At 41.2% G+C, this 20,149-nt stretch carries 18 protein-coding genes; 9 read left to right on the forward strand and 9 right to left on the reverse strand.

What is annotated here, in order from left to right; translation table 11 throughout:
• Window positions 1-125 precede the first annotated feature (125 nt).
• Window positions 126-716: an N-acetyltransferase gene (locus MTO98_RS28135; protein ID WP_243482294.1), complete on the forward strand. Its 591-nt coding sequence runs from the start codon at window positions 126-128 to the stop codon at window positions 714-716.
• A gap of 205 nt (window positions 717-921) precedes the next feature.
• Here the strand turns inward: MTO98_RS28135 and MTO98_RS28140 are convergent, their stop codons facing one another.
• The 6 genes from MTO98_RS28140 to MTO98_RS28165 form a co-directional block, all read right to left on the reverse strand.
• Window positions 922-2,163 carry a PepSY domain-containing protein gene (locus MTO98_RS28140; RefSeq protein WP_243482295.1) on the reverse strand — a complete coding sequence of 414 codons (1,242 nt, stop codon included), beginning with the start codon at window positions 2,161-2,163 and terminating at the stop codon, window positions 922-924.
• Between the two features lie 322 nt (window positions 2,164-2,485).
• Window positions 2,486-2,911, reverse strand: a complete 426-nt coding sequence (locus MTO98_RS28145) for a hypothetical protein (RefSeq protein WP_243482296.1) — start codon at window positions 2,909-2,911, stop codon at window positions 2,486-2,488.
• Window positions 2,912-3,015: 104 nt separating this feature from the next.
• Window positions 3,016-3,456, reverse strand: coding sequence for a DUF2314 domain-containing protein (locus tag MTO98_RS28150; protein ID WP_243482297.1), 441 nt, complete (start codon window positions 3,454-3,456; stop codon window positions 3,016-3,018).
• 6 nt (window positions 3,457-3,462) lie between these two features.
• Window positions 3,463-5,331 (reverse strand): CocE/NonD family hydrolase, encoded by a 1,869-nt coding sequence (locus MTO98_RS28155; protein ID WP_243482298.1) that lies wholly within the window; start codon window positions 5,329-5,331, stop codon window positions 3,463-3,465.
• Between the two features lie 208 nt (window positions 5,332-5,539).
• A complete protein-coding gene (gene pgk / locus MTO98_RS28160; protein WP_305852736.1) occupies window positions 5,540-6,730 on the reverse strand; it encodes a phosphoglycerate kinase in 1,191 nt (396 codons plus the stop codon).
• 101 nt (window positions 6,731-6,831) lie between these two features.
• Window positions 6,832-7,266, reverse strand: a complete 435-nt coding sequence (locus tag MTO98_RS28165; RefSeq protein WP_243482299.1) for a GNAT family N-acetyltransferase — start codon at window positions 7,264-7,266, stop codon at window positions 6,832-6,834.
• A 194-nt stretch (window positions 7,267-7,460) separates the two neighbouring features.
• Between MTO98_RS28165 and MTO98_RS28170 the strand changes: the two genes are divergently transcribed.
• Window positions 7,461-8,090, forward strand: a complete 630-nt coding sequence (locus tag MTO98_RS28170; RefSeq protein WP_243482300.1) for a hypothetical protein — start codon at window positions 7,461-7,463, stop codon at window positions 8,088-8,090.
• A 15-nt stretch (window positions 8,091-8,105) separates the two neighbouring features.
• On the opposite strand, the gene gap is transcribed toward MTO98_RS28170, so the two are convergent.
• The 3 genes from gap to MTO98_RS28185 form a co-directional block, all read right to left on the reverse strand.
• Window positions 8,106-9,113, reverse strand: coding sequence for a type I glyceraldehyde-3-phosphate dehydrogenase (gene gap, locus MTO98_RS28175; protein ID WP_243482301.1), 1,008 nt, complete (start codon window positions 9,111-9,113; stop codon window positions 8,106-8,108).
• Window positions 9,114-9,203: 90 nt separating this feature from the next.
• Window positions 9,204-10,307, reverse strand: a complete 1,104-nt coding sequence (locus MTO98_RS28180; RefSeq protein WP_243482302.1) for an MraY family glycosyltransferase — start codon at window positions 10,305-10,307, stop codon at window positions 9,204-9,206.
• Between the two features lie 79 nt (window positions 10,308-10,386).
• Complete coding sequence (locus tag MTO98_RS28185; RefSeq protein WP_243482303.1) at window positions 10,387-11,124, reverse strand: glycosyltransferase family 2 protein; 738 nt, start codon at window positions 11,122-11,124, stop codon at window positions 10,387-10,389.
• Window positions 11,125-11,229: 105 nt separating this feature from the next.
• Here MTO98_RS28185 and MTO98_RS28190 point away from each other — a divergent pair, with 105 nt between their 5' ends.
• The 7 genes from MTO98_RS28190 (at window position 11,230) to MTO98_RS28220 (ending at window position 20,143) form a co-directional block, all read left to right on the forward strand.
• Complete coding sequence (locus MTO98_RS28190) at window positions 11,230-12,009, forward strand: polysaccharide biosynthesis/export family protein (protein WP_243482304.1); 780 nt, start codon at window positions 11,230-11,232, stop codon at window positions 12,007-12,009.
• Window positions 12,010-14,430 carry a tyrosine-protein kinase family protein gene (locus tag MTO98_RS28195; RefSeq protein ID WP_243482305.1) on the forward strand — a complete coding sequence of 807 codons (2,421 nt, stop codon included), beginning with the start codon at window positions 12,010-12,012 and terminating at the stop codon, window positions 14,428-14,430. It begins immediately after the preceding gene.
• Between the two features lie 36 nt (window positions 14,431-14,466).
• Window positions 14,467-14,964, forward strand: coding sequence for a UpxY family transcription antiterminator (locus MTO98_RS28200; protein ID WP_243482306.1), 498 nt, complete (start codon window positions 14,467-14,469; stop codon window positions 14,962-14,964).
• A 158-nt stretch (window positions 14,965-15,122) separates the two neighbouring features.
• Window positions 15,123-16,910, forward strand: coding sequence for an asparagine synthase (glutamine-hydrolyzing) (asnB, locus tag MTO98_RS28205; protein ID WP_243482307.1), 1,788 nt, complete (start codon window positions 15,123-15,125; stop codon window positions 16,908-16,910).
• Entirely contained in the window at window positions 16,903-18,021 is a 1,119-nt protein-coding gene (locus MTO98_RS28210; RefSeq protein ID WP_243482308.1) for a glycosyltransferase family 4 protein, read from the forward strand. Before asnB ends, MTO98_RS28210 begins: the two co-directional genes overlap by 8 nt.
• A complete protein-coding gene (locus MTO98_RS28215) occupies window positions 18,014-18,877 on the forward strand; it encodes an ABC transporter permease (protein ID WP_243482309.1) in 864 nt (287 codons plus the stop codon). The genes MTO98_RS28210 and MTO98_RS28215 overlap by 8 nt, the downstream gene beginning before the upstream one ends.
• Window positions 18,878-20,143: an ABC transporter ATP-binding protein gene (locus tag MTO98_RS28220; protein WP_243482310.1), complete on the forward strand. Its 1,266-nt coding sequence runs from the start codon at window positions 18,878-18,880 to the stop codon at window positions 20,141-20,143.
• The last annotated feature ends 6 nt before the right edge of the window (window positions 20,144-20,149 follow it).

The raw sequence follows: 20,149 nt of genomic DNA on the forward strand, positions 1-20,149 counted from the left end.
AGCGGTTAAAGAGTGGGAGAAAAAACCATTTACAGCGAAACTATCGCTTCGGTAAACCGTAAATACCTAACCAATTACGCGCTACTAATATTTTGTATATTAAGCCGTTGAACTTAACAAATTACATGTACGCCTATAAATACAAAGACATAGCCCTGGCTTTATACGAAGCCCTCATTCCCGACCCTTTTTACATAGAATTGTTACGGGGCAACCCTAACAACGAGTACACCAGGCAGGAAAGATTAATGAAATACATGGATTACTCCATGACAGAGGGCGAAAAGTATGGCCGCTTAACTATTGCAGGAAATCCCGCTTACGGCGCAGCCATCTGGAGTAAACCTTTAGACCAAGCTACCGACAACGAAAAGAGCCTGCTAAAGAAAGATTTTATAAAAACGCACATGGGTGAAACGGCACTTGATGCCTATTCAACCATTGTTTCGTTCATGAGCGAACAGATTGACGCCGTACCGCCTGATGCATGGTACCTGTCAATTGCCGGAATCAAACCAGCTTACCAGGGTAAAGGCCTCGGTGCCGACCTATTAAATGCAATACTTGACGAAACTGATAAAAACGGAACACCAACCTATCTTGAAACCTTCACTCCGCGTAACATCAGGTTTTATGAACGGATTGGATATAAAATAGCAAAAGAAGTATTTGAACCGGTTACAAGTTGTAATTATTGGATTATGGTTAGGGGATAAATAAAATACTAACCTCCTGATTACACCATTCTGAGTATTTAAATCCCCCTGGGGTCTGAAGGCTCAGCATGCCCCCACATTTAATTATGTAATGAATAGCGAAGCATCTTGCTCATCAAAGGTAGCGGACATCTAAAAGCGAAAAGATGCTCTTGTCATCTACCTCCTTAATGATGAAAATTCCAAAACTGCAATAAGGGCATTTTTATATTGTTGCAACAGGTTGAATTGCCACTGCTTCCCTGCGGCGAACAGGCTTTTTCTTCTTTTTCTTATTGGTACGGTTAAACCACATCATTACGCCGGTTACCGGGAAGATCAGCGATACCAGGGTGATCATAAAAGCTAAAACCTGGGTTGGCCAGCCATAAATAGAACCTGTGTGGATTGGTTTGATAACCCCTCTGATACGCTGGCCAAGGCTTTTATCAGCATACAAAGCAAAACCGGCAAGTTTGCCGCTGTATTGATCTATATAATAAGTATCGGTAGCCAGTTCAATCGAACCTTTTTTAAGCACATTAAAAGTATAAACCGCAGCAGTATCGCGCGGATAGCGGATAGTGTAGTTTTCGGCCTCTGTCACTTTATCACCTAACGCGTTTATAGCGGCTTCAGGAGAAATAGCAGCAACGCCCGGCTGATAAGCCGATAAGGGAGCCCTGACATCCTCTTTGGCGATATACTTTGAACCAGTAAGAAAAAACAAAGTACTATTGGCCCACTTAAAGGTCATGATCAAACCCGAGGAAGAAATAATTATCAGGAATATGGATGTGTAGAAACCGGTAACAATATGCAGGTCATGCGTAAGCCGCTTACCGCTGCCGCCCCATTTTATTTTGACACGTTGTTTCATAATGGCCTTTGTTTTAGGCCACCACAGTATCACGCCGGTTATCAATATCACCAGGAAAAATAAGGTTGAAATACTGATCACCCAATCGCCCACGCTGTTTTTTCCACCTAACAAATAGCGGTGAAACATTTCAACCGAATACAGGAAAGTTTGCCTGCGGTTAAACAGATCAACTACCTGACCAGTATATGGGTTTACATAAGCTGTAAGATTTGAACGCTCGGCATCTTTTGATTTAGCATCCTTTTTTATATGGGCCCCGGCATGTTTTTCTGCTTTTGGCTCGGCAGCCTGTTTCTTTTCCTTTTTTTCGGGCACAATAACTGCAACTTCTACCGTGCGTTCCGGGTCATCATAAACAGTTACCGTTGCCAGCTTTGATTTAGGAATTTGTTTTAAGACGCCCGCGGTTAAAGCAGATACAGGCAACCTTTTACCCTGGGGTTTTATAAAATAACGCTGATGATTAAGTGTCTGTTGAATTTCCTTTTCAAAAACCAGCATAGTGCCGGTTAAACATGAGCAAAAAATGATCACTCCTGCCGCAAGGCTTAAGTAGAGGTGAATAGTGCGGAAAAATACTTTCATCGGCGGCTCGCGAGCGTTATTTAAAATCAGTCTAATTAAATGCAAAAATATATAAAGCAAACCTATCCGCAAGTTTAAATTTATAATTAGCTGTAAAAGCTTTTACAATGTCGCTATATCCATACTAAGTTGAGTTTGGAATAATAAACCATAATGGCATTTCGAACAAACCAGAGGTGGTTTAGGCAGCGGGGTAAGAAGAAATCTTTTACTCCCTGCTTTTCGCCCGGCATAGTGTAAAAGATTTTTCTTTCGCGCCAATACTCAGCCAGCCCTCCTTTTCATTATTGGCAATGACTCTCTTATTCGGATTCACGTTATATTAATAAAGAGCTATTTTATCTGGCCCCGATAATTTAGCTATATGACAATTACATCCTCCGGAAATTTTAAACGAAGCGGTTTTGGTGATATTAGTTGTGGCATCGGTGGCGGTAAGTTCCACATCATCCCCCTCGGTTGAAAATTCGCTTTTATTGTTATCAGTGGCAATAACATATAAACCCGGGCCTATAGATGGCACAATGAGCCCTCCGTTACCTTTGGCAATTATAGTTTCATGGGTCCGCAAATTTATAACTGTTATATTTTTGCCGGGCGTAGGGAACCCGTCCTTGTTAACAAAATTTACAGTTAGCGAAGCAAAATCGGCAGTACAGGCTTTACTGGGGCAACCTGTTTGCTGGTTATGTTTTTTACAGCCCAAAAAGGTTATAGCTAAAAGGCAAATGATAAAATATTTAAGCATGGTTATAGGTTTTAATTAATAACCTTTACGACGTTGTTATATAAAACGCAACAGCCCCATGTAAATACATGAGGCTGTTATATATCTATGCAAACTTACAATGACTATTTCCGCTTATCTTCTAAATACTCCTCAGAAAATGCGCCGGCTATCAGTTCATCTTTATCATTATAAATAGCCCAATCCTCCACATCTTTCATATTAACCGAAACGCTGTCACCATTATGGACATTTTTAACATCTATTGCGGAATCGATGAACATCCCATTAAACTTATTGGATTTACATTCGAGAATTTGTGACCACATATGTTCATGCGTTGCGCCATCTTTAAAATCTGATTTTATAACAAACCTAAAATCTTTGGTTTTTTTTGCCAACGCCTCAATAAATTGAGGCATGTATTTTTGAGCAGTATCTTTTAAAGCCAAAAAAGTTGGATCATCCTTTTGCAACATAACACCAGGTTCACTTTTCCCTTTTCCATCTTTGCAACCAGCATTAGTTGCTATCAATAACACGAATACATAAACCAAACGCTTCATATTGCTTTACTCAATAACCCTTACCTTCAAATAGCTCGGGTTTGTTTTTGATGTGTAAACTTTATGTGTTGCTTTCTTAAAATCGGTATCCTTAGCCTTCATGATATCCTGAAATTGCTGTGTATTCCTGTCAATAAGCGGAAACCAGGTGCTTTGTACCTGTACCATTATGCGGTGACCTTTTTTGAAGGTGTGCAATACATCCTGTAATTCAAAATTTACGGGGCTTACCTTACCAGGCACAAAAGGCTCGGGTTTATCAAAACCATTACGAAACTTGCCGCGCATGGCCTCGCTGCGCACCATTTGCTGGTAGCCGCTCAGGTATACGTCTTTACCAGCCCATTTATTATTTTGGGTAGAATCCGGATAAACATCTATCACCTTAACTACCCAGTCGGCATCAGTACCGGTTGTTGATACCTTAAGGTTAGCCCAGATATTACCGGCAATGGTTACATCATTATCTAAAACATCCGTTTTATAGGTAAGCACATCAGGGCGCTGCGCGGCAAACCGCTGGTCGGCAGTCATGTACTCGCGTTTCATATCCATATCAATGCTGTTGATGAAAGGCACCGGTTTATTAGGATCGGAGATGAATTCATCAAAAGTATTGGCAGCCACAGCAGGTGCCGCGAAAGACAACTTTCCGCCCGGTAGGAGGTACAGATTTTTTTCTGTAGATTCTTTTGGAGGCCAGGTATTATAAGTTTTCCATTGATTAATACCGGTTTCAAAGGTTGATACAGGTTTAAGGTCAAGATCAGTACCCTTTAAATAGTGGCTAAAAAAAGCGAACTCAATTTTTTCGCGATAAAACGGACCTGTAGGGCCGCCGAAACCAACATCACCTAAATGATCGCCCTCGCCTCGTGCCCAGCCGCCGTGTACCCACGGGCCCATAGCAAAATATACAGGAGTTTTAGGGTTTTCCTTTACCAACGTTTTATAGGTATTGATAGCTCCATAAAGGTCTTCGGCATCATACCAGCCACCGGTTACCAACACCGCTGTTTTTATATCATGAAGATGATAAAGCACATTACGGTCTTTCCAGTGCTGATCATAATTAGGGTGGTCAAGCATTTCATTCCAGAGGCGGATAGTATCTTTATAATACTTAACATTTGAGTTCCTCATAGAGCCCATTTTCAGAAAAAAGTCATAACCATCTTCGGTACCGGGATCAAAGCCTTTGCCCCGGCGCTGGGTTGGTTTATCATCCTGCCTGTTGGTAAAGCCGGGGTAAAAACCAAAGTTGGCAACCAGCATAAAGGCTCCGTTATGAAAAGCGTCGTCACGGTACAGATCGGCAATCGGGGCCTGCGGTGATGCGGCTACCAAAGCCGGGTGGCGGCTTAATAAAGCAGTAGTAGTATAAAAACCCGGATATGAAATGCCCCATACTCCAACCTTGCCATTGTTGTTTGGAATATTTTTTAACAACCAGTCAATTGTATCATAGGTGTCGGTACCTTCATCAACATCTTTATTGGTTTTATGATCTTCTTTTTCGGGGGTCATTTCCTCATAAATGCCCTCGCTCATCCAGCGCCCGCGAACATCCTGATAAACAAAAATATAACCATCATGCGCAAATAACGATGACGGGCCAAGGCTGCCTTTATACAGTTCGGTGCCATATGGCGCAACACTATATGGCGTCCTATCCATCATGAAAGGATATTTTTTTGATTGATCCTTGGGCACATAAACTGAAGTAAACAGCTTTTTGCCATCCCGCATCGGGATCTGGTATTCATATTTCTGGTAATTGGCTTTAATATAATCCGCATCAGGCGCTTTGGGCTGTGCGTAAAGGCCTGATGCGGAAAGCAAGAGGCAAAAAATGAAAAGTAAATTTTTCTTCATAAAAATTTTGTCAGTCAGTCAAATGTAACCGAATAAAACAAATTGAACAACTGCTGATACTGCAATTTAACAGCAGCTTTTTTTAACGGAACAAAAGCCTTCTGTTACAATTAAAACCAACTGCAATAAATGTTTTAATTTATCACTTAACGCAAAAAAGGCCCGGCTTTATAAGCCGAACCTTTTTAAGAATTTGATAATATTACTATTATTCGTTTATTGCTTTTACACCAGGCAGTTCCTTGCCTTCCATGTACTCAAGCAAAGCACCACCACCGGTTGATACATAGCTTACCTCATCGGTCATGCCAAATTTGGCTACTGCCGCAGCAGAGTCACCACCGCCAATTAATGAAAAAGCACCATTTTCAGTAGCTTTAGCTACTGCTTCGGCTATAGCTTTGGTACCGCCTAAAAATTTCTCCATTTCAAAAACTCCCATTGGGCCATTCCATAAAATGGTTTTTGATTCTTCAACTACCTTGCTGAATAAAGCAACTGTTTCAGGACCGATATCTAAGCCCATCCAGTTGTCTTTTATTTCGCCTGTTTTGGCAATATCAGTGTTAGCATCATTTGAAAATGCATCGGCAATAATGTTATCTAAAGGCAATAACAGGTTTACACCTTTTTCTTTAGCTTTTTGCCTTAAGCTTAATGCAAGGTCAAGTTTATCCATCTCAACCAGTGAAGTACCAATATTACCACCATCTGCTTTAGCGAAAGTATAAGCCATACCACCGCCAATGATCAGGTTATCAACTTTTTCAAGTAATTTTTCAATAAGCTCTATTTTATCCGAAACCTTTGAACCACCCATAATAGCAGTAAAAGGCTTAGGTGCGTTGTTCAGGATCTTTTCGGCATTATTCAATTCGGCAGCCATCAGGTAGCCGAAATATTTAGCGTCGGGGAAAAACTGTGCAATAATAGCGGTAGAAGCGTGAGCACGGTGAGCTGTGCCGAATGCATCATTTACATAGATATCACCTAATTTTGATAATTTCTCGGCAAAAGCAACATCACCTTTTTCTTCCTCTTTGTAAAAACGAAGGTTCTCTAATAATAAAACCTCGCCATTACCAAGTGCTTTTGCTTTTTCAACCGCCTGCTCGCCAATACAATCATCAGCAAACTGAACCTGCTGACCAAGCAGATCAGACAAATGAGATACGATATGCTTTAAAGAATATTTATCAGTAGGACCATCTTTTGGTCTGCCAAGGTGCGACATCAGGATAACTTTACCACCATCTTTTAATATTTTTTTAATGGTTGGCAAAGCTGCCGTCATACGGTTATCATCAGTAATATTGTAATTCTCGTCAAGAGGCACGTTAAAATCAACCCTGATTAGGGCTTTTTTGCCGGCAAAACTAATTTGATCTATTGTTTTCATATCTATTAAAGGGTCATTTGTTATGAACGGGCGCAAATTGAGCATTTTAATTCAAAATACTTAACGAAAAAGGAAAAAAGCTGTTTGAACCCGCCAAAACTTCATCTTATTTTAACATACATTACATGATGAGGACCTATGCCGGGAACCTCAAATTCAGGCGACACGATCTCGAAGCCCAGGCTACTGTAAAAGCGAATGGCTTTTTTACGGGCATTGCACCACAGGTAACCTGCCCCCTGACCACGCAGATACACCAAAGCAAAATTAACCAACAGGTTACCGAAACCTTGCCCACGGTATTTTTCGGTTGTTGCCATGCCCCGAAGCTGGTACCCGGTACCGCTAAATTCACCATAACTTTGCGGGTGAAACGAAGCAATGCAAGCTAAGTTGTCATCAACAAAGTAACCAAGATGAAAATTTCCCTCCACATTATCTGACGGGAAACGGCATTCATCAAGGGTGAGCCTCCCTTCGCGCAATACCTCATTGCGCACGTGCAGCAATTCATCAACTGTTATAAACCTGATCATGCCTGCAAAATTGGAAAAATTCCCGGAATGGGGAATTTTAATCCCAATCAAATAATAACTCAAGGTTAATGTTTCGTCAAGCCGCCACCCATTTACAACCATCAATTAAAAAGTTTTGCTTATTACTTAGTGTTAAACAAATCAGGAGTAAGGCACAGTTGTTGCAAAAAGTGAAGAAAAACACTGAGTATAAAATGAAAAAATATTTAACCTGCCTTATTCTCGCAACCGTACTTTTTAGCTGCAAAAAAACAGATATTGTTTCTGAAGTAATTAAAGGATCAACCGGCACAAACACCGGTACTAATACCGGTACCAACACGGATACAAACATAGGTACATCACCGGCTTCAATAAACCTTGACATTGCCGACCAGATTGTAAATACCAAAGTAAGCAATGACACGCTCTATTTAAATTATACCGAAACCGCTAATTTGATATTGAATACTGATGATTATCAAAAATCATCGGCAGTACACTTTAAAGAGGATTTTTCCAAATCGGGACTGGCTAAATTTGACTTTACTACTATTAATAAGGAGCACCAGGTAGCAACAAATTATCTTGACGATAACCTTAACAACGTAGTCATTAAATCGGCCTCAACATTAACTTTAAATGGCAAACAGTTTACCAAACTTGTACTGGAAAGGGTTATTGTATTTTCAAAAGCGTATAAACAGCATGATCTTGCCGTAGAAGCCCAAAACAATGTTCTAAGCTTAACCAAGGATGTAATTGGCTTTTCTTCATATTATTACACAGGCGGCAAAAACTCAGATACCATATCGGTTACTGCTGCCGTACAATACAAAAAATAATTTTATACAGCCGGCTTAGGCCGGCTGCTTTTTAAGTTCAGCAATCTGAACAACCAAATCGGCAAGGCGGCTGCTATAGCCCATTTCATTGTCATACCATCCAACAACTTTTACAAGCCCGCCCACTATTGATGTTAGCTGCCCATCAAAAATGCAACTATGCGGATTATCCAATATATCGGTTGATACAATAGGGTCTTCGGTATATTCCAAAACATTTTTCATTGGCCCGTTAGCAGCTTGCTTAAAAGCCTCGTTAATTTGAGCTATAGTTGGCAGCTTTTTCAGGCTGCAGGTAAAATCAGTTAATGAACCATTAAGCACCGGTACACGGATCCCGGCTCCCCCCAGGCGGCCTTCCAAATGTGGAAATATAGACGTGATAGCTTTAGCAGCACCCGTTGTAGTTGGTATGATGGAAGCAGATGCGGCCCTCGCCCTTCTAAGGTCCTTGTGAGGAGCATCATGCAGGTTCTGATCGCCGGTCATAGAGTGTACTGTGGTAATGTAGCCATCAATAATGCCCCAGTTTTCATCAAGTATCTTTACCATAGCGGCAACATTATTAGTTGTACACGAAGCATTTGACAGCACCGGCGATTGCAGATCTACCTGACCATCGTTTACGGCAAGTACTACGGTTGGTACAGTTTTATCGGTTGATGGTGCCGATATGATCACCTGTCGCGCCCCGGCAGTTAAATGAGCTTCAGCACCTTCCTTCGAGGTAAACTTTCCGGTAGATTCAATGGTGATGTCAATATCCAGTGCTTTCCAGGGCAGTTTAAGCGGGTCGCGCTCGGCAAATACCTGAATGCGGTTACCGTTTATAATAAGGCCGTTATCATCAAAACTAACTGAGCCCTTAAAGCCCCTGTGAACAGAATCGTACTTGAATAAATGAGCAAGAGTTTGCGTGTCGGTAAGGTCATTTATGGCTACCACCTGTATTTCGGGGTGCGATAAAATGTTCCTCAAAAATATACGGCCAATGCGGCCAAAACCGTTTATTGCTATCTTCATTGCATGCTGAAATAAAGCATCAAAGTTAATGAAGATGGGTGGTTATTTTGTTTATTTATGGTATTACTACCTGCGGGTTACAATTGCTTATTAATCGCCAAAATTCCTGAACATCAGGAACCCACGCTTCTTTGAACGGATAAAATAAGTTATTGCACCATTAAATGATATTGATAGTAAAAATATCAATACGATAAGTAAAGAATTATTTAAACCATTTAAGGTTAGTACCATTACTATGGATATTAAGTTTAAACACGCCAAAACAAGCGTAGTTTGCAAATGTGTTAATCCAATTTTTAATATACGATGGTGAATATGGTTCCGATCAGCATCAAAAGGAGATTTTCCGTTTAAGATACGGATGGTAAAAACCCTTAGCGTATCAAAAACAGGGCCTATAAGTATAGCTACAATTAAGGCAGGAGCCGTGTATATAAAAGGCATTTTAACTGTTGAAACCTTACTTAGCTCAATAAATTTAATGGCCATTACGGCAGTTACCAGGCCAATGAGCAATGCACCGGTATCGCCCATAAATATTTTGGCAGGCGTTATATTAAAACGTAAAAAGCCAACTACAGCCCCAACCATAGCAAGCGAAATTGCCGCAAGTTCATACTGCTGCATATAAATAAAAAGTGCAGCGAAACTACTGTTGGCAATGATCCCTGTAGTTGCAGCCAGGCCATCAATACCGTCAATAAGGTTAAATGAGTTGATAATAAGCATAATGACCAGTATAGATAGCATTACACTGGGTATATATGGCAGGGCCGAAATATTAAAAACCCCATACATGCTGCTGATCCTGATATCCCCGGGAATAACGAGTATAGCGGCAACCACAAACTGGATCATAAACTTAGTGCTGGAATTAACTCCCGAAAGATCATCCTTTAACCCCATAGCAAACAGAATGATACACGCTGTAAGCAGGTAACTGATTGGCAGCGACTTATCAATAATACTAAATAACAGCACAGTGATAGTAAAGCTTACAAAAATTGCCACACCTCCTAAACGCGGAATGCCATGATCGTGCTGTTTCCTGAAATGGCCAACATCATCATACAAATGACGTGCACGCGCAACGTGTAAAATTGAGGGGATACATAATAATGTTACCAGGGTTGAAAATACAACTATCAGCACATTATAAACAAAATGATAAGAGCGTAGAAATTCAAGCATATGCTATAAATGTGTTAGTGACCGGCTTATTCATTTATAAGCATTTATACGGCTGACAATACAAAAGGTTAACTAAAAATTAAAGAAATTGAAAAATCTTCCTAATGGGTTTCAGGACAACCGCTAAAACGGGTAAAAACACATCATTTTCGCGCATCGCTTTCAAATCAAACGTCCATGCTTTAACCCGGTTTATCAAATTAGCATTACTAACCCCGCCCACCTGCATTTTAACCATAATCATGTTAAGGTAAAAGCTGCTTACCTGCCACTTATGCACGAATCTTGCCATTAATTCGTAATCGGCAGCAGAACCATATTCAAGGCTATAAAAACCGTATTTTTCAAACAATGCGCGCTTGCAGTAAAAGGTAGGGTGCGGGGGCATAAAACCACGGTTAAAGGAATTTTTTCCACAGTTGTGACTTTTCCATCTGCGGATAATTTTTCCAGCCGAATTTATATAGTCAAGATTTCCGTAAACAACCCCGGCATTGCTGCTTAAAAAAGCCGACGCAACGGCCGACATAACATGCTGATCAGCAAAAAAATCGTCGGCATTGAGCATGCCTGCTATTTCGCCTGTAGCCAGCCTGATCCCCTTATTCATGGCATCATAAATACCCCGGTCCGGCTCAGATACTAAAACTTTAATATGTGATTTATATTGGTTGATTATTTGCAGGGACCCATCTGTTGAGCCGCCATCAATTATGATATATTCAATATTATCGTAATCCTGGCCTATTACAGATTCGATACATCTTTTAATTGTATCCTTGGCATTATAAACGATGGTAATAACCGAGATCTTCAACCTTGCAACTTTGGGAAAAATACAACGTATTAATAGCCGAAAATATGTAATTTTGACTTTGGAGCCTAATTATATTAAATATACCGTGGAACTTTATAGCTAAACATGCGGAATTATACACCTACCTGCCTGATTATCGGGATACTTTTTTTACTAACCTCCTGCTCAAACAAACAATATCAATATCTTTTTGAGCAAAAGTATAATATTACCGATACGGCGTCAAAAGGAAGCGATGTTGCAGGCCCATACCGCATCAAAGCACAGGATGTACTGCAGATCAGGAACCTGCAAAGTACAAAGTATATTGTTGACGATGCTCCTTCTGCCAATGCAGGCGGCAGCGGTGGCGGCTCGTCTACGGGGCAGTCATTTCAGGTTGAAGATGATGGCACGGTTGCTCTTCCGGTTATTGGCCATGTAAAAGTTGCCGGCCTTACCAGGCCGGAGGCAGCAAAACAAATTGAGGAACTTTACCGTAAAAACCTTTTGAAAGATCCGATAATTGAGCTAAAGATCGTTAACCTTAAGATAACTATACTTGGCGAAATTAAAGGGCAGGGAAACTATCCGTTAACAAAAGACAGGACCACTTTGGTTGAAATGATTGGTGAAGCAGGAGGCCTGACAGATAGGGCAAATGAATCAAATGTAAAAATAATAAGGGGCGATCAAAAAAATCCGCAGGTAACGGAAATCAATCTCCGGGATATCCAGTCAATAAATGATCCCCGTGCCGTACTTCAAAGCGGTGATGTTATTTACATAGCACAAAACAAACGTGCCGTACGCAATGATAAACTGCAAAACCTTTCTGTAATAACGCAGCCTGTGTTACTGCTGCTCAATACTGCCTTAATTATTTTTACGCTTTCTCATCGGTAAATGGAAGAGTTAGAAAAAGTACAAAGAAAGCTGCCCAACCAGGAAATTGATTATTTTAAGATCGGTAAAATACTATTCAGCCGCTGGTATTGGATATTAGCATCAGTTATTATAACTTCTGCCATCTCCTACACATATCTGTGGTATACTCCTAAAACATACGCCACAGGTGGTACGCTTAAAGTAGAAGAGAAAAAATCAGAGATCTCTGATATTATCAGTGTAATGACCACCCCCGAGCGCGGGCCTTCAAAAATCCAAAGTATCACATCGGTGTTAACAAGCCGTACCCTTATACTTTCGGCAATTAAAGATCTTGACTATCGCATCAGCTTTTATATTTCGGGCAGGGTACGCACTTCTGAAACCTATCCACAAAAGCCTCTTGATGTTACCCTGGTTAAATTTGACAGCCTTAACTTTTTCCACAGTCTGTTAACTTTCAAGCCCATTAACCAACAAACTTTCAACCTTTCCTATACTATAAATGGCAAGGAGATTCAAAACAACTACAATTACGGAAACATTGTAACCGTAGGGAACACGAGTTTCAGAATCAAATACCCCGGCATAATTCCGTCCAAAACAATTTATTTGTTTAAGTTCAATATCCCTGAAAATTTTATCGGCCGTATTCAAGGTAATTTATATGCCGGAGAAACAGCAAAAAATTCAAATATAATTGCCATTCAGCAAACAGACTCAAATCCACAGTTTGCCGCTGATGCACTCAATGCAATCATGAACGAGTATGTGATTTTTGACCGCAATCAAAAAGCGCAGTCGGCTTCACAAATGATCGATTTTATTGACAGCCAGCTGGCTTATCTGTCATCAGAAGTAAAAGGCTCCGAAAGTTCGATAGAAAAATACAAGAAGAAATCTAAGATCCTGGATGTTGCATCGGCCTCAACCACTTCGGCAACAAAAGCAGCCGAGCTTGAATCAAATAAATCATTATTAAAAATACAATTAATAGCGCTCGATCAGCTTAGCGACCAAATAAACAAGGAAAAAAACAATGTAACCTTAAACTTCAACGTAGGTGCTGCTAATCTTCCCTCGTTAGAAGCCCTTGTTGGTCGTTTGGATAACCTGATCACCGAGCGGGCAGGTTTATTGACCACTTATAATACCGATTCGCCACCCGTTCAAAACATCAACCATAGTATCATTCAAATTAAAACCACTGCTTTAAACAATATAAAACAGATCCGCTCGGGCATTGAAAAGAACATCCAGTACCTTGATACCCAGCTCGGACAGGTTAATGCTACTATACAGGCTTTACCTGCTGCCCAGCGCGAAATGATAAGTTTAAACCGCGACTTTGATATTAATGACAAGGTATACTCTTTCCTGTCCGAAAAAAAACTGGAAGCCCAGATCAGCCGCGCCGGGATCCTGCCCGGTGCCACTATCATTGAGCAGGCGCAGCCAAACTTTAACCCTGTTTCGCCCAATGAACACAGTATCCATCGTACGGCAACTATTTTAGGGCTGGCCATAGGCCTGGGCCTCATAATCCTGATCAGGATCTTAAACCCCTATATTTATGATAAGGAAACCATTGAAAGCCTAACCAGCATACCTATCCTTGGCGTAATCCGGAAGTTTCCTTACGCTCTTGACGAAAGCAGTGAACAGATCCTGGCCATCAGCAAGCCCAAATCAATCTTTGCCGAATCTGTCCGTTCGGTACGTACCAACCTCAGTTTCCTTTCATCAGAAAAAGCAAGTAAGGTTATTTGTATAACTTCGGAGGTAGCCGGCGAGGGCAAATCATTCGTGGCAGTAAACCTGTCAAGCACGCTTTCGCTGATTGATAAGAAAGTGATATTGATAGGTGCCGATTTACGGCGCTCAAGGCTACATAAAACCTTCCATGTGGCTAATGATATCGGTTTATCCAATTACCTGGCCCATCAAACAGAAGTTGACAGTATCATCCATCATTCGGAACAGGAAAACCTTGATTTTATAGTTTCGGGCCCTGTTCCCCCCAATCCGTCGGAGCTATTGCACAGTAAAAGAATGGGTGTTTTGATTGAAACTCTTAAAACAAGATATGATGTAGTGATGATTGATACCGCCCCTATTGGCCTGGTATCAGACGCCATACCGCTTATCAGAGTAAGTGACATCAACGTTTTCGTGATCCGGTCGGGCAAGTCTAAATATTACGCCGCAACAGTGCCGCAACGTATAGCGCAGGAATATCACCTGGATAACACAGTGATTGTATTAAACGCCTTTGAAGAGGACTTGCTGCATTCAAGGTACTACACCACTAAGTTTACAGGGGAAAATGCCGGTTCACGCTACTATTATTATTCGGATTACAGCGGATATGAGGGCTCCGGTTATTATCTTGACGATGAAAAGAAAAAATGGTGGAATTTAAAACGATGGTTTAAATAAGCTTGTTTATTTAAAAAAATTGTTACTAAAATTAATATGGCAGTAAACAAATGGTACCCGGTTTACACCAACCCCCGAGCCGAAAAAAAGGCATATGAAGCATTAATGAGCAAAGGAATTAATGTTTACCTGCCCCTGCACCGCCAGTTAAAACAATGGAGCGACCGCAGGAAATGGGTTGAGGAACCGTTTTTAAAATCATACCTGTTTGTAAATATTGCCGAACAAGAACAAGCCGAGGTATTGATGACCAAAGGCATTTCGAGGTTCCTATACTTTTCGGGCAAACCTGCTGTTATGCCCGATAAACAAATCCATGAACTTAAATTGCTCATGGCAAGCCCATACGAACTGGAAGTAACGGAAGAAGACCTGCAGCCGGGTGAAAAGATCATCATTAAAGCTGGTGCGCTGAAGGGCATGATGGGTGAAGTTGTGTCACGCAGATCGCAAAAGCAACTGATTTTGCGCCTGGAAAGTATTGGCTGCTCCATTATTGTTAATGTTGCGGCATCGCTCATTGAGCGGTTTTAACATGAAGAAATCTTTTGGACAACAGGTAATGTTTTATTACTTGCGCCCAAAAGCTCAATAAATATCAGGTTTATGCCCTGTATATAAACCATTAACAATTAATAAGTTACAATAAATCAATGTAACTTACGGGGCGAAGCTGTGAAATTTAACGAACGATGTGCCGTATAGCAGGGATCATTTCTGAAAAGCTATCTCAAAACGAGATCAGGGACAAAGTAAAACTGATGTGCCGGGCCTTACAGCATGGCGGGCCGGACGACGAGGGGATATTTGAAGATGCAAATGCCCACCTTGCCTTTGGCCACCGACGGTTATCAATTATTGATCTTAGCAGTAACGGGCATCAGCCAATGGCAGATGCCGGCAAAAACGTGTGGATCACCTTTAACGGCGAAATTTACAATTACCCTGAGCTTAAAACTGAGCTGTTACGGTTGGGGGTGCAATTTAAATCGGCCACTGATACCGAAGTTATACTACAAGCCTACTTAAATTGGGGTACAGCAGCATTTACAAGGCTAAGGGGAATGTTTGCTTTTGCACTGTATGATACTGGTAAGGCCCTTACGTACCTGGTACGTGATACTGCAGGCATCAAACCGCTGTATTATTCAGTTAACGGTGCCGAACTGGGTTTTGCATCTGAAGTGCGGGCATTTAAAGAATCAGGACTGGTTACCGAAAAAGCCCCCGACTGGCAAATCAGGTTACTGGCATTTGGTCATATCCCTGAACCGTATACCACCCTAAAAAATGTTTTCAGCTTACCAAAGGGGCATTTTTTGTGTTGGAACCACCAAAGTGCAGGTTATACGTTAAACCGCTACCACGCTGATAATTTGCAAAATACCGTAACAAGTGCTGCTGAAGCCCGGCGGCTGATCCATGATATGCTTAACCAAAGTGTAAACAGGCAATTGATTGCCGATGCACCCATAGGCGTATTTTTAAGCGGAGGTATAGATTCAAGCCTGATTACCCTGCTGGCCGATCAGCAAAAAAAAGAACAGCTTAAAACCATCTCTATATTTTTTGATGAAAAAAATTACGACGAGCGCAGTTATCAAAACATCGTCAACAATAAAATAAACGGCCAAAATTTTTCACACCTCGTAAAGCAATCAGATTTCGATACCTTTTTTCCACAGATAGTTAATGCCATGGACATGCCTACCACCGATGGAATTAACAGCTGGTTTATAAGCAAGTATGCCCATGACAGCGGATTGAAAGCTGTATTATCCGGAGTTGGTGCCGATGAACTTTTTGGGGGCTATCCATCATTTAACCGTATCAAATACCTGGGCTATTTGCGCAAGCTGCCTTCATGGTTATTAAAAATGTCCGTCAATTTTTTTCCCAGCAATTATAAACGGTTAACATCCATGGCTACTGATCACCCTGCCGCCGACTACATGGCCTTGCGGGGCTTTTTTTCGGTGGCCGATATATCCAATTTACTCGATACAGGTATTGATCATATCAATAAAGTGCTATTTGGCACTGTACCCGCCCGGCCCCCGCACAGTTATGATTATGAACACGCAAGCTGGTTTGAAACGCATTTTTATATGCAGAACCAATTGCTTCGGGATACTGATGTGATGAGCATGAGCCACGGCCTCGAAGTTAGGGTACCCTTTTTGGATGAAGATTTCAACCAAACAGCGCAAAGCGTTGTGCCAGAAATCAGATTTAACAAAATTCAGCCAAAAAAAATCCTTATTGATAGTTTCAACAGCCTTATTCCTTCTGAAATTTGGAACAGGCCAAAAATGGGTTTCACATTCCCTTTACAAAAATGGATGAATGAGCATCAGCAGATAAGCAATACTGATAATTATAAAGGTAAAGCGGCCCAAAATATTATAAAGCAGTTTAAAAATAAAAGGATCCATTGGTCAAAGGCTTTCGCTTTATACCTTGTTCAAAATAATGGCTAAAAATATAACTCTTTTTACCTTACAAACTTTCAGTGCTACAGGCGGCATTCAAAAAATGACACGCACACTTGGGCATTCGTTATATAGTGCCGCAACAAAAAATAATTGGGATTTTGAACTTTGGTCGGCTTATGACAAGCAAAACGACCTGATGGAGCAATATTTACCTGCTGCAAATTTTAAAAGCTTTGGCATAAACCGGATTGGATTTGTGCTAAAAACTGCAGGCAATACCGTAAAGCCCGATGTTGCTATATTAAGCCATATCAACCTGGCCATAATTGGCCTTATTATAAAAACCATAAACCCCAAATGCCGGGTATGGCTTGTAGCCCATGGCATAGAAGTTTGGCGGCCACTTTCATTTTTTAAGCGCCTGATGCTTAAACGCTGCGACAATGTGATCTGTGTAAGCAATTATACCAAACAGCAAATGGTAAGCAGGCACAATGTAAATGCCGATAAATGTATGGTACTGAACAACGCTATCGATCCTTTTATGCGGTTACCCAATACCTTCGCAAAACCTAACAACCTGCTCAGTCGCTATGGCTTACAGGATGATGATTTTATCCTTTTTTCGTTAACACGACTGGCATCTACCGAGCAATATAAAGGATATGACCAGGTTATCAGTGTACTTGGGAGCTTAAAATCAAAATTTCCACAAATTAAATATGTACTATCCGGCAAATATGACAAACAGGAATACATCCGCATAAAAAAGCTGATTGAAAAACACGGTGTAAGTAAGCATGTGATTTTAACCGGCTTTATTGATGAAGCTGAACTTACTGAGCACTTCCTGCTTGCCGATGTGTTTGTTTTGCCAAGCAAAAAAGAAGGTTTCGGCATTGTATTTATCGAAGCCCTGGCCTGCGGTTTACCCGTTATTTGCGGTAACGCAGACGGCAGCATTGATGCCATACGCAACGGAGAACTGGGTGAAGCCATCGATCCCGACAATCTCAATGAACTTAATGAAGCCATCATCAGGCACATGAACAAACACATAACTGCCGATAGCCGCAAAAATTTACAGGAAAAATGCGTAAGCCATTTTAACGAACATGATTATATGACCAAACTTGAGCAGTTAATACATGAGTGATCTACACCCGGAAAAGTGGGACATTGAAATAAATGCCAAAAGCAGCCTGTTCGACCTCAAGTTTAAAGATATATGGCATTATCGCGACCTGCTTGTATTATTGGTTAGGCGCGATTTTATTTCATTTTATAAACAGACTATTTTAGGGCCGGTTTGGTTCTTTGTTCAGCCGGTTATTACCATCCTGTTTTATACCCTGATATTTGGTAACCTGGCTGGTATCCCCGTTGATGGTTTGCCCAAGCCATTGTTTTATCTGGCCGGCACTATCATCTGGAATTATTTTGCTGATTGCCTCAACAAAACCTCAACTGTTTTTAAAGACAATGCCGGCATATTGGGCAAGGTATATTTTCCGAGGCTTATTATGCCGCTGAGTATCGTGCTCTCAAACCTGATCCGTTTTGCGGTTCAGTTCCTGCTTTTCATTATCCTGTACATTATATTTGTTTTAAAGGGGGAACATATTGTGCCCAATGCAGCAGCCCTGCTTTTGCCACTGCTTATTGTCATGATTGCATCTTTGGGCCTGGGGCTGGGCATGATCATATCGGCAGTTACTACCAAATACCGGGATATAGCTTTTGTAGTAGCTTTTGGCGTACCGCTTTTAATGTACGCTACAACCGTAATATACCCACTGTCGGTAGCGCAAACCAAATACCCGAAATACAGCTGGCTTATTAAATTTAACCCTATTACCGCCGTAATTGAAACATTTAGGTACGGCTTATTGGGCAAAGGCAGCTTTAGCTGGGAATTACTTACTTACAGCGTCATAAGCACTATTTTAATACTCCTGGTTGGTATAGTGATATTTAATAAGGTTGAAAAAACTTTTGTTGATACCGTATAAATGAGCAAGGCAATAAAAGTTGAAAATCTGTCAAAGGCCTACCAGTTAGGCGATTTTGGCACAGGCACCATCTCACGCGACCTGGAACGTTTTTGGGCGCGTATGCGTGGCAAGGAAGATCCTTTTTTAAAAATAGGCGAAATAAATGACCGTACCACAAAAGGCGAAAGCGATGTGGTATGGAGCCTGAATGATATTAATTTTGAAGTTGAACAGGGCGACGCCGTTGGCATTATAGGCCGCAATGGCGCTGGCAAGAGTACCCTGCTCAAAGTATTAAGTCGCGTTACCTCCCCTACTACTGGTTCAGTAAAACTACGGGGCAGGATAGCCAGCTTACTTGAAGTAGGCACAGGTTTTCATCCTGAGTTAAGCGGCCGGGAAAACATTTACCTCAATGGCGCTATCCTCGGGATGCGCAAGGCCGAGATCAAGCGGAAGTTTGATGAAATTGTGAGTTTTTCAGGTGTCGAAAGATATATTGATACACCTGTTAAACGGTACTCGTCAGGAATGTATGTGCGCCTCGCCTTTGCAGTGGCCGCCCACCTTGAAAGCGAAATACTGATAGTTGATGAGGTTTTGGCCGTTGGCGATGCCGAGTTTCAGAAAAAATGCCTCGGTAAAATGGGGCAGGTAAGCCGTAACGAAGGGCGTACGGTGTTATTTGTAAGCCACAATATGGCTGCTGTTAAAACATTGTGTACACGCGGCATTGTACTTGCAAACGGGCAGCTGATATATGAAAACAAACAGCTTGAAGCGGTCAGCTTTTATCAAACCAATAATAATACCCGCTCAACTTTTGAACATCATGATGATTTAAGCTCCGCCCCCGGTAACGAAAACATCAGGGTGCTTAAGTTTATTATCCAGCCACTTACAGGCGAAAGTATTTCCATGTCGACAGGTGTTTGCTTTGAGATGGTGTTTTTTAATCAAAAGGCAGGCATTAATCTCGATGCTACATTTGAACTAAGAAACAGCGATGAAATTCCTGTGTTTCATAATGGTGTGCTTATCTCAACAAACAACAATTCAAAAACCGGGTTTTATACTATTAAGTGTACTATTCCGCCTAACCTGTTAAACGCCGGCAATTATTCATTCAAGCTGATTTTTGGCGAAAATCAGCGTTACCTGTTATTTGGAGCCGATGATTTTATTGGGTTTGAAGTGGAAAATGAGAGCAAGGGCAGTAACAGTTCTTTAGCTCCGGGTGTAATTCATCCTAACCTCGATTTTACTGTTAGTTACCAGGCATAATTATAT

This window comes from Mucilaginibacter sp. SMC90 (genome assembly GCF_022811725.1).
GTDB lineage: Bacteria > Bacteroidota > Bacteroidia > Sphingobacteriales > Sphingobacteriaceae > Mucilaginibacter.

What these genes read in the sequence shown, in the direction of transcription:
- MTO98_RS28170 (WP_243482300.1), top strand. Translation starts at nt 7,461, where the DNA reads ATGAAAAAATATTTAACCTGCCTTATTCTCGCAACCGTACTTTTTAGC.
- MTO98_RS28145 (WP_243482296.1), bottom strand. Translation starts at nt 2,911, where the DNA reads ATGCTTAAATATTTTATCATTTGCCTTTTAGCTATAACCTTTTTGGGC.
- MTO98_RS28140 (WP_243482295.1), bottom strand. Translation starts at nt 2,163, where the DNA reads ATGAAAGTATTTTTCCGCACTATTCACCTCTACTTAAGCCTTGCGGCA.
- MTO98_RS28180 (WP_243482302.1), bottom strand. Translation starts at nt 10,307, where the DNA reads ATGCTTGAATTTCTACGCTCTTATCATTTTGTTTATAATGTGCTGATA.
- MTO98_RS28190 (WP_243482304.1), top strand. Translation starts at nt 11,230, where the DNA reads ATGCGGAATTATACACCTACCTGCCTGATTATCGGGATACTTTTTTTA.
- MTO98_RS28150 (WP_243482297.1), bottom strand. Translation starts at nt 3,456, where the DNA reads ATGAAGCGTTTGGTTTATGTATTCGTGTTATTGATAGCAACTAATGCT.
- MTO98_RS28155 (WP_243482298.1), bottom strand. Translation starts at nt 5,331, where the DNA reads ATGAAGAAAAATTTACTTTTCATTTTTTGCCTCTTGCTTTCCGCATCA.
- asnB (WP_243482307.1), top strand. Translation starts at nt 15,123, where the DNA reads ATGTGCCGTATAGCAGGGATCATTTCTGAAAAGCTATCTCAAAACGAG.
- MTO98_RS28135 (WP_243482294.1), top strand. Translation starts at nt 126, where the DNA reads ATGTACGCCTATAAATACAAAGACATAGCCCTGGCTTTATACGAAGCC.
- gap (WP_243482301.1), bottom strand. Translation starts at nt 9,113, where the DNA reads ATGAAGATAGCAATAAACGGTTTTGGCCGCATTGGCCGTATATTTTTG.
- MTO98_RS28215 (WP_243482309.1), top strand. Translation starts at nt 18,014, where the DNA reads ATGAGTGATCTACACCCGGAAAAGTGGGACATTGAAATAAATGCCAAA.
- MTO98_RS28210 (WP_243482308.1), top strand. Translation starts at nt 16,903, where the DNA reads ATGGCTAAAAATATAACTCTTTTTACCTTACAAACTTTCAGTGCTACA.
- MTO98_RS28220 (WP_243482310.1), top strand. Translation starts at nt 18,878, where the DNA reads ATGAGCAAGGCAATAAAAGTTGAAAATCTGTCAAAGGCCTACCAGTTA.
- MTO98_RS28200 (WP_243482306.1), top strand. Translation starts at nt 14,467, where the DNA reads ATGGCAGTAAACAAATGGTACCCGGTTTACACCAACCCCCGAGCCGAA.
- MTO98_RS28165 (WP_243482299.1), bottom strand. Translation starts at nt 7,266, where the DNA reads ATGATCAGGTTTATAACAGTTGATGAATTGCTGCACGTGCGCAATGAG.
- pgk (WP_305852736.1), bottom strand. Translation starts at nt 6,730, where the DNA reads ATGAAAACAATAGATCAAATTAGTTTTGCCGGCAAAAAAGCCCTAATC.
- MTO98_RS28195 (WP_243482305.1), top strand. Translation starts at nt 12,010, where the DNA reads ATGGAAGAGTTAGAAAAAGTACAAAGAAAGCTGCCCAACCAGGAAATT.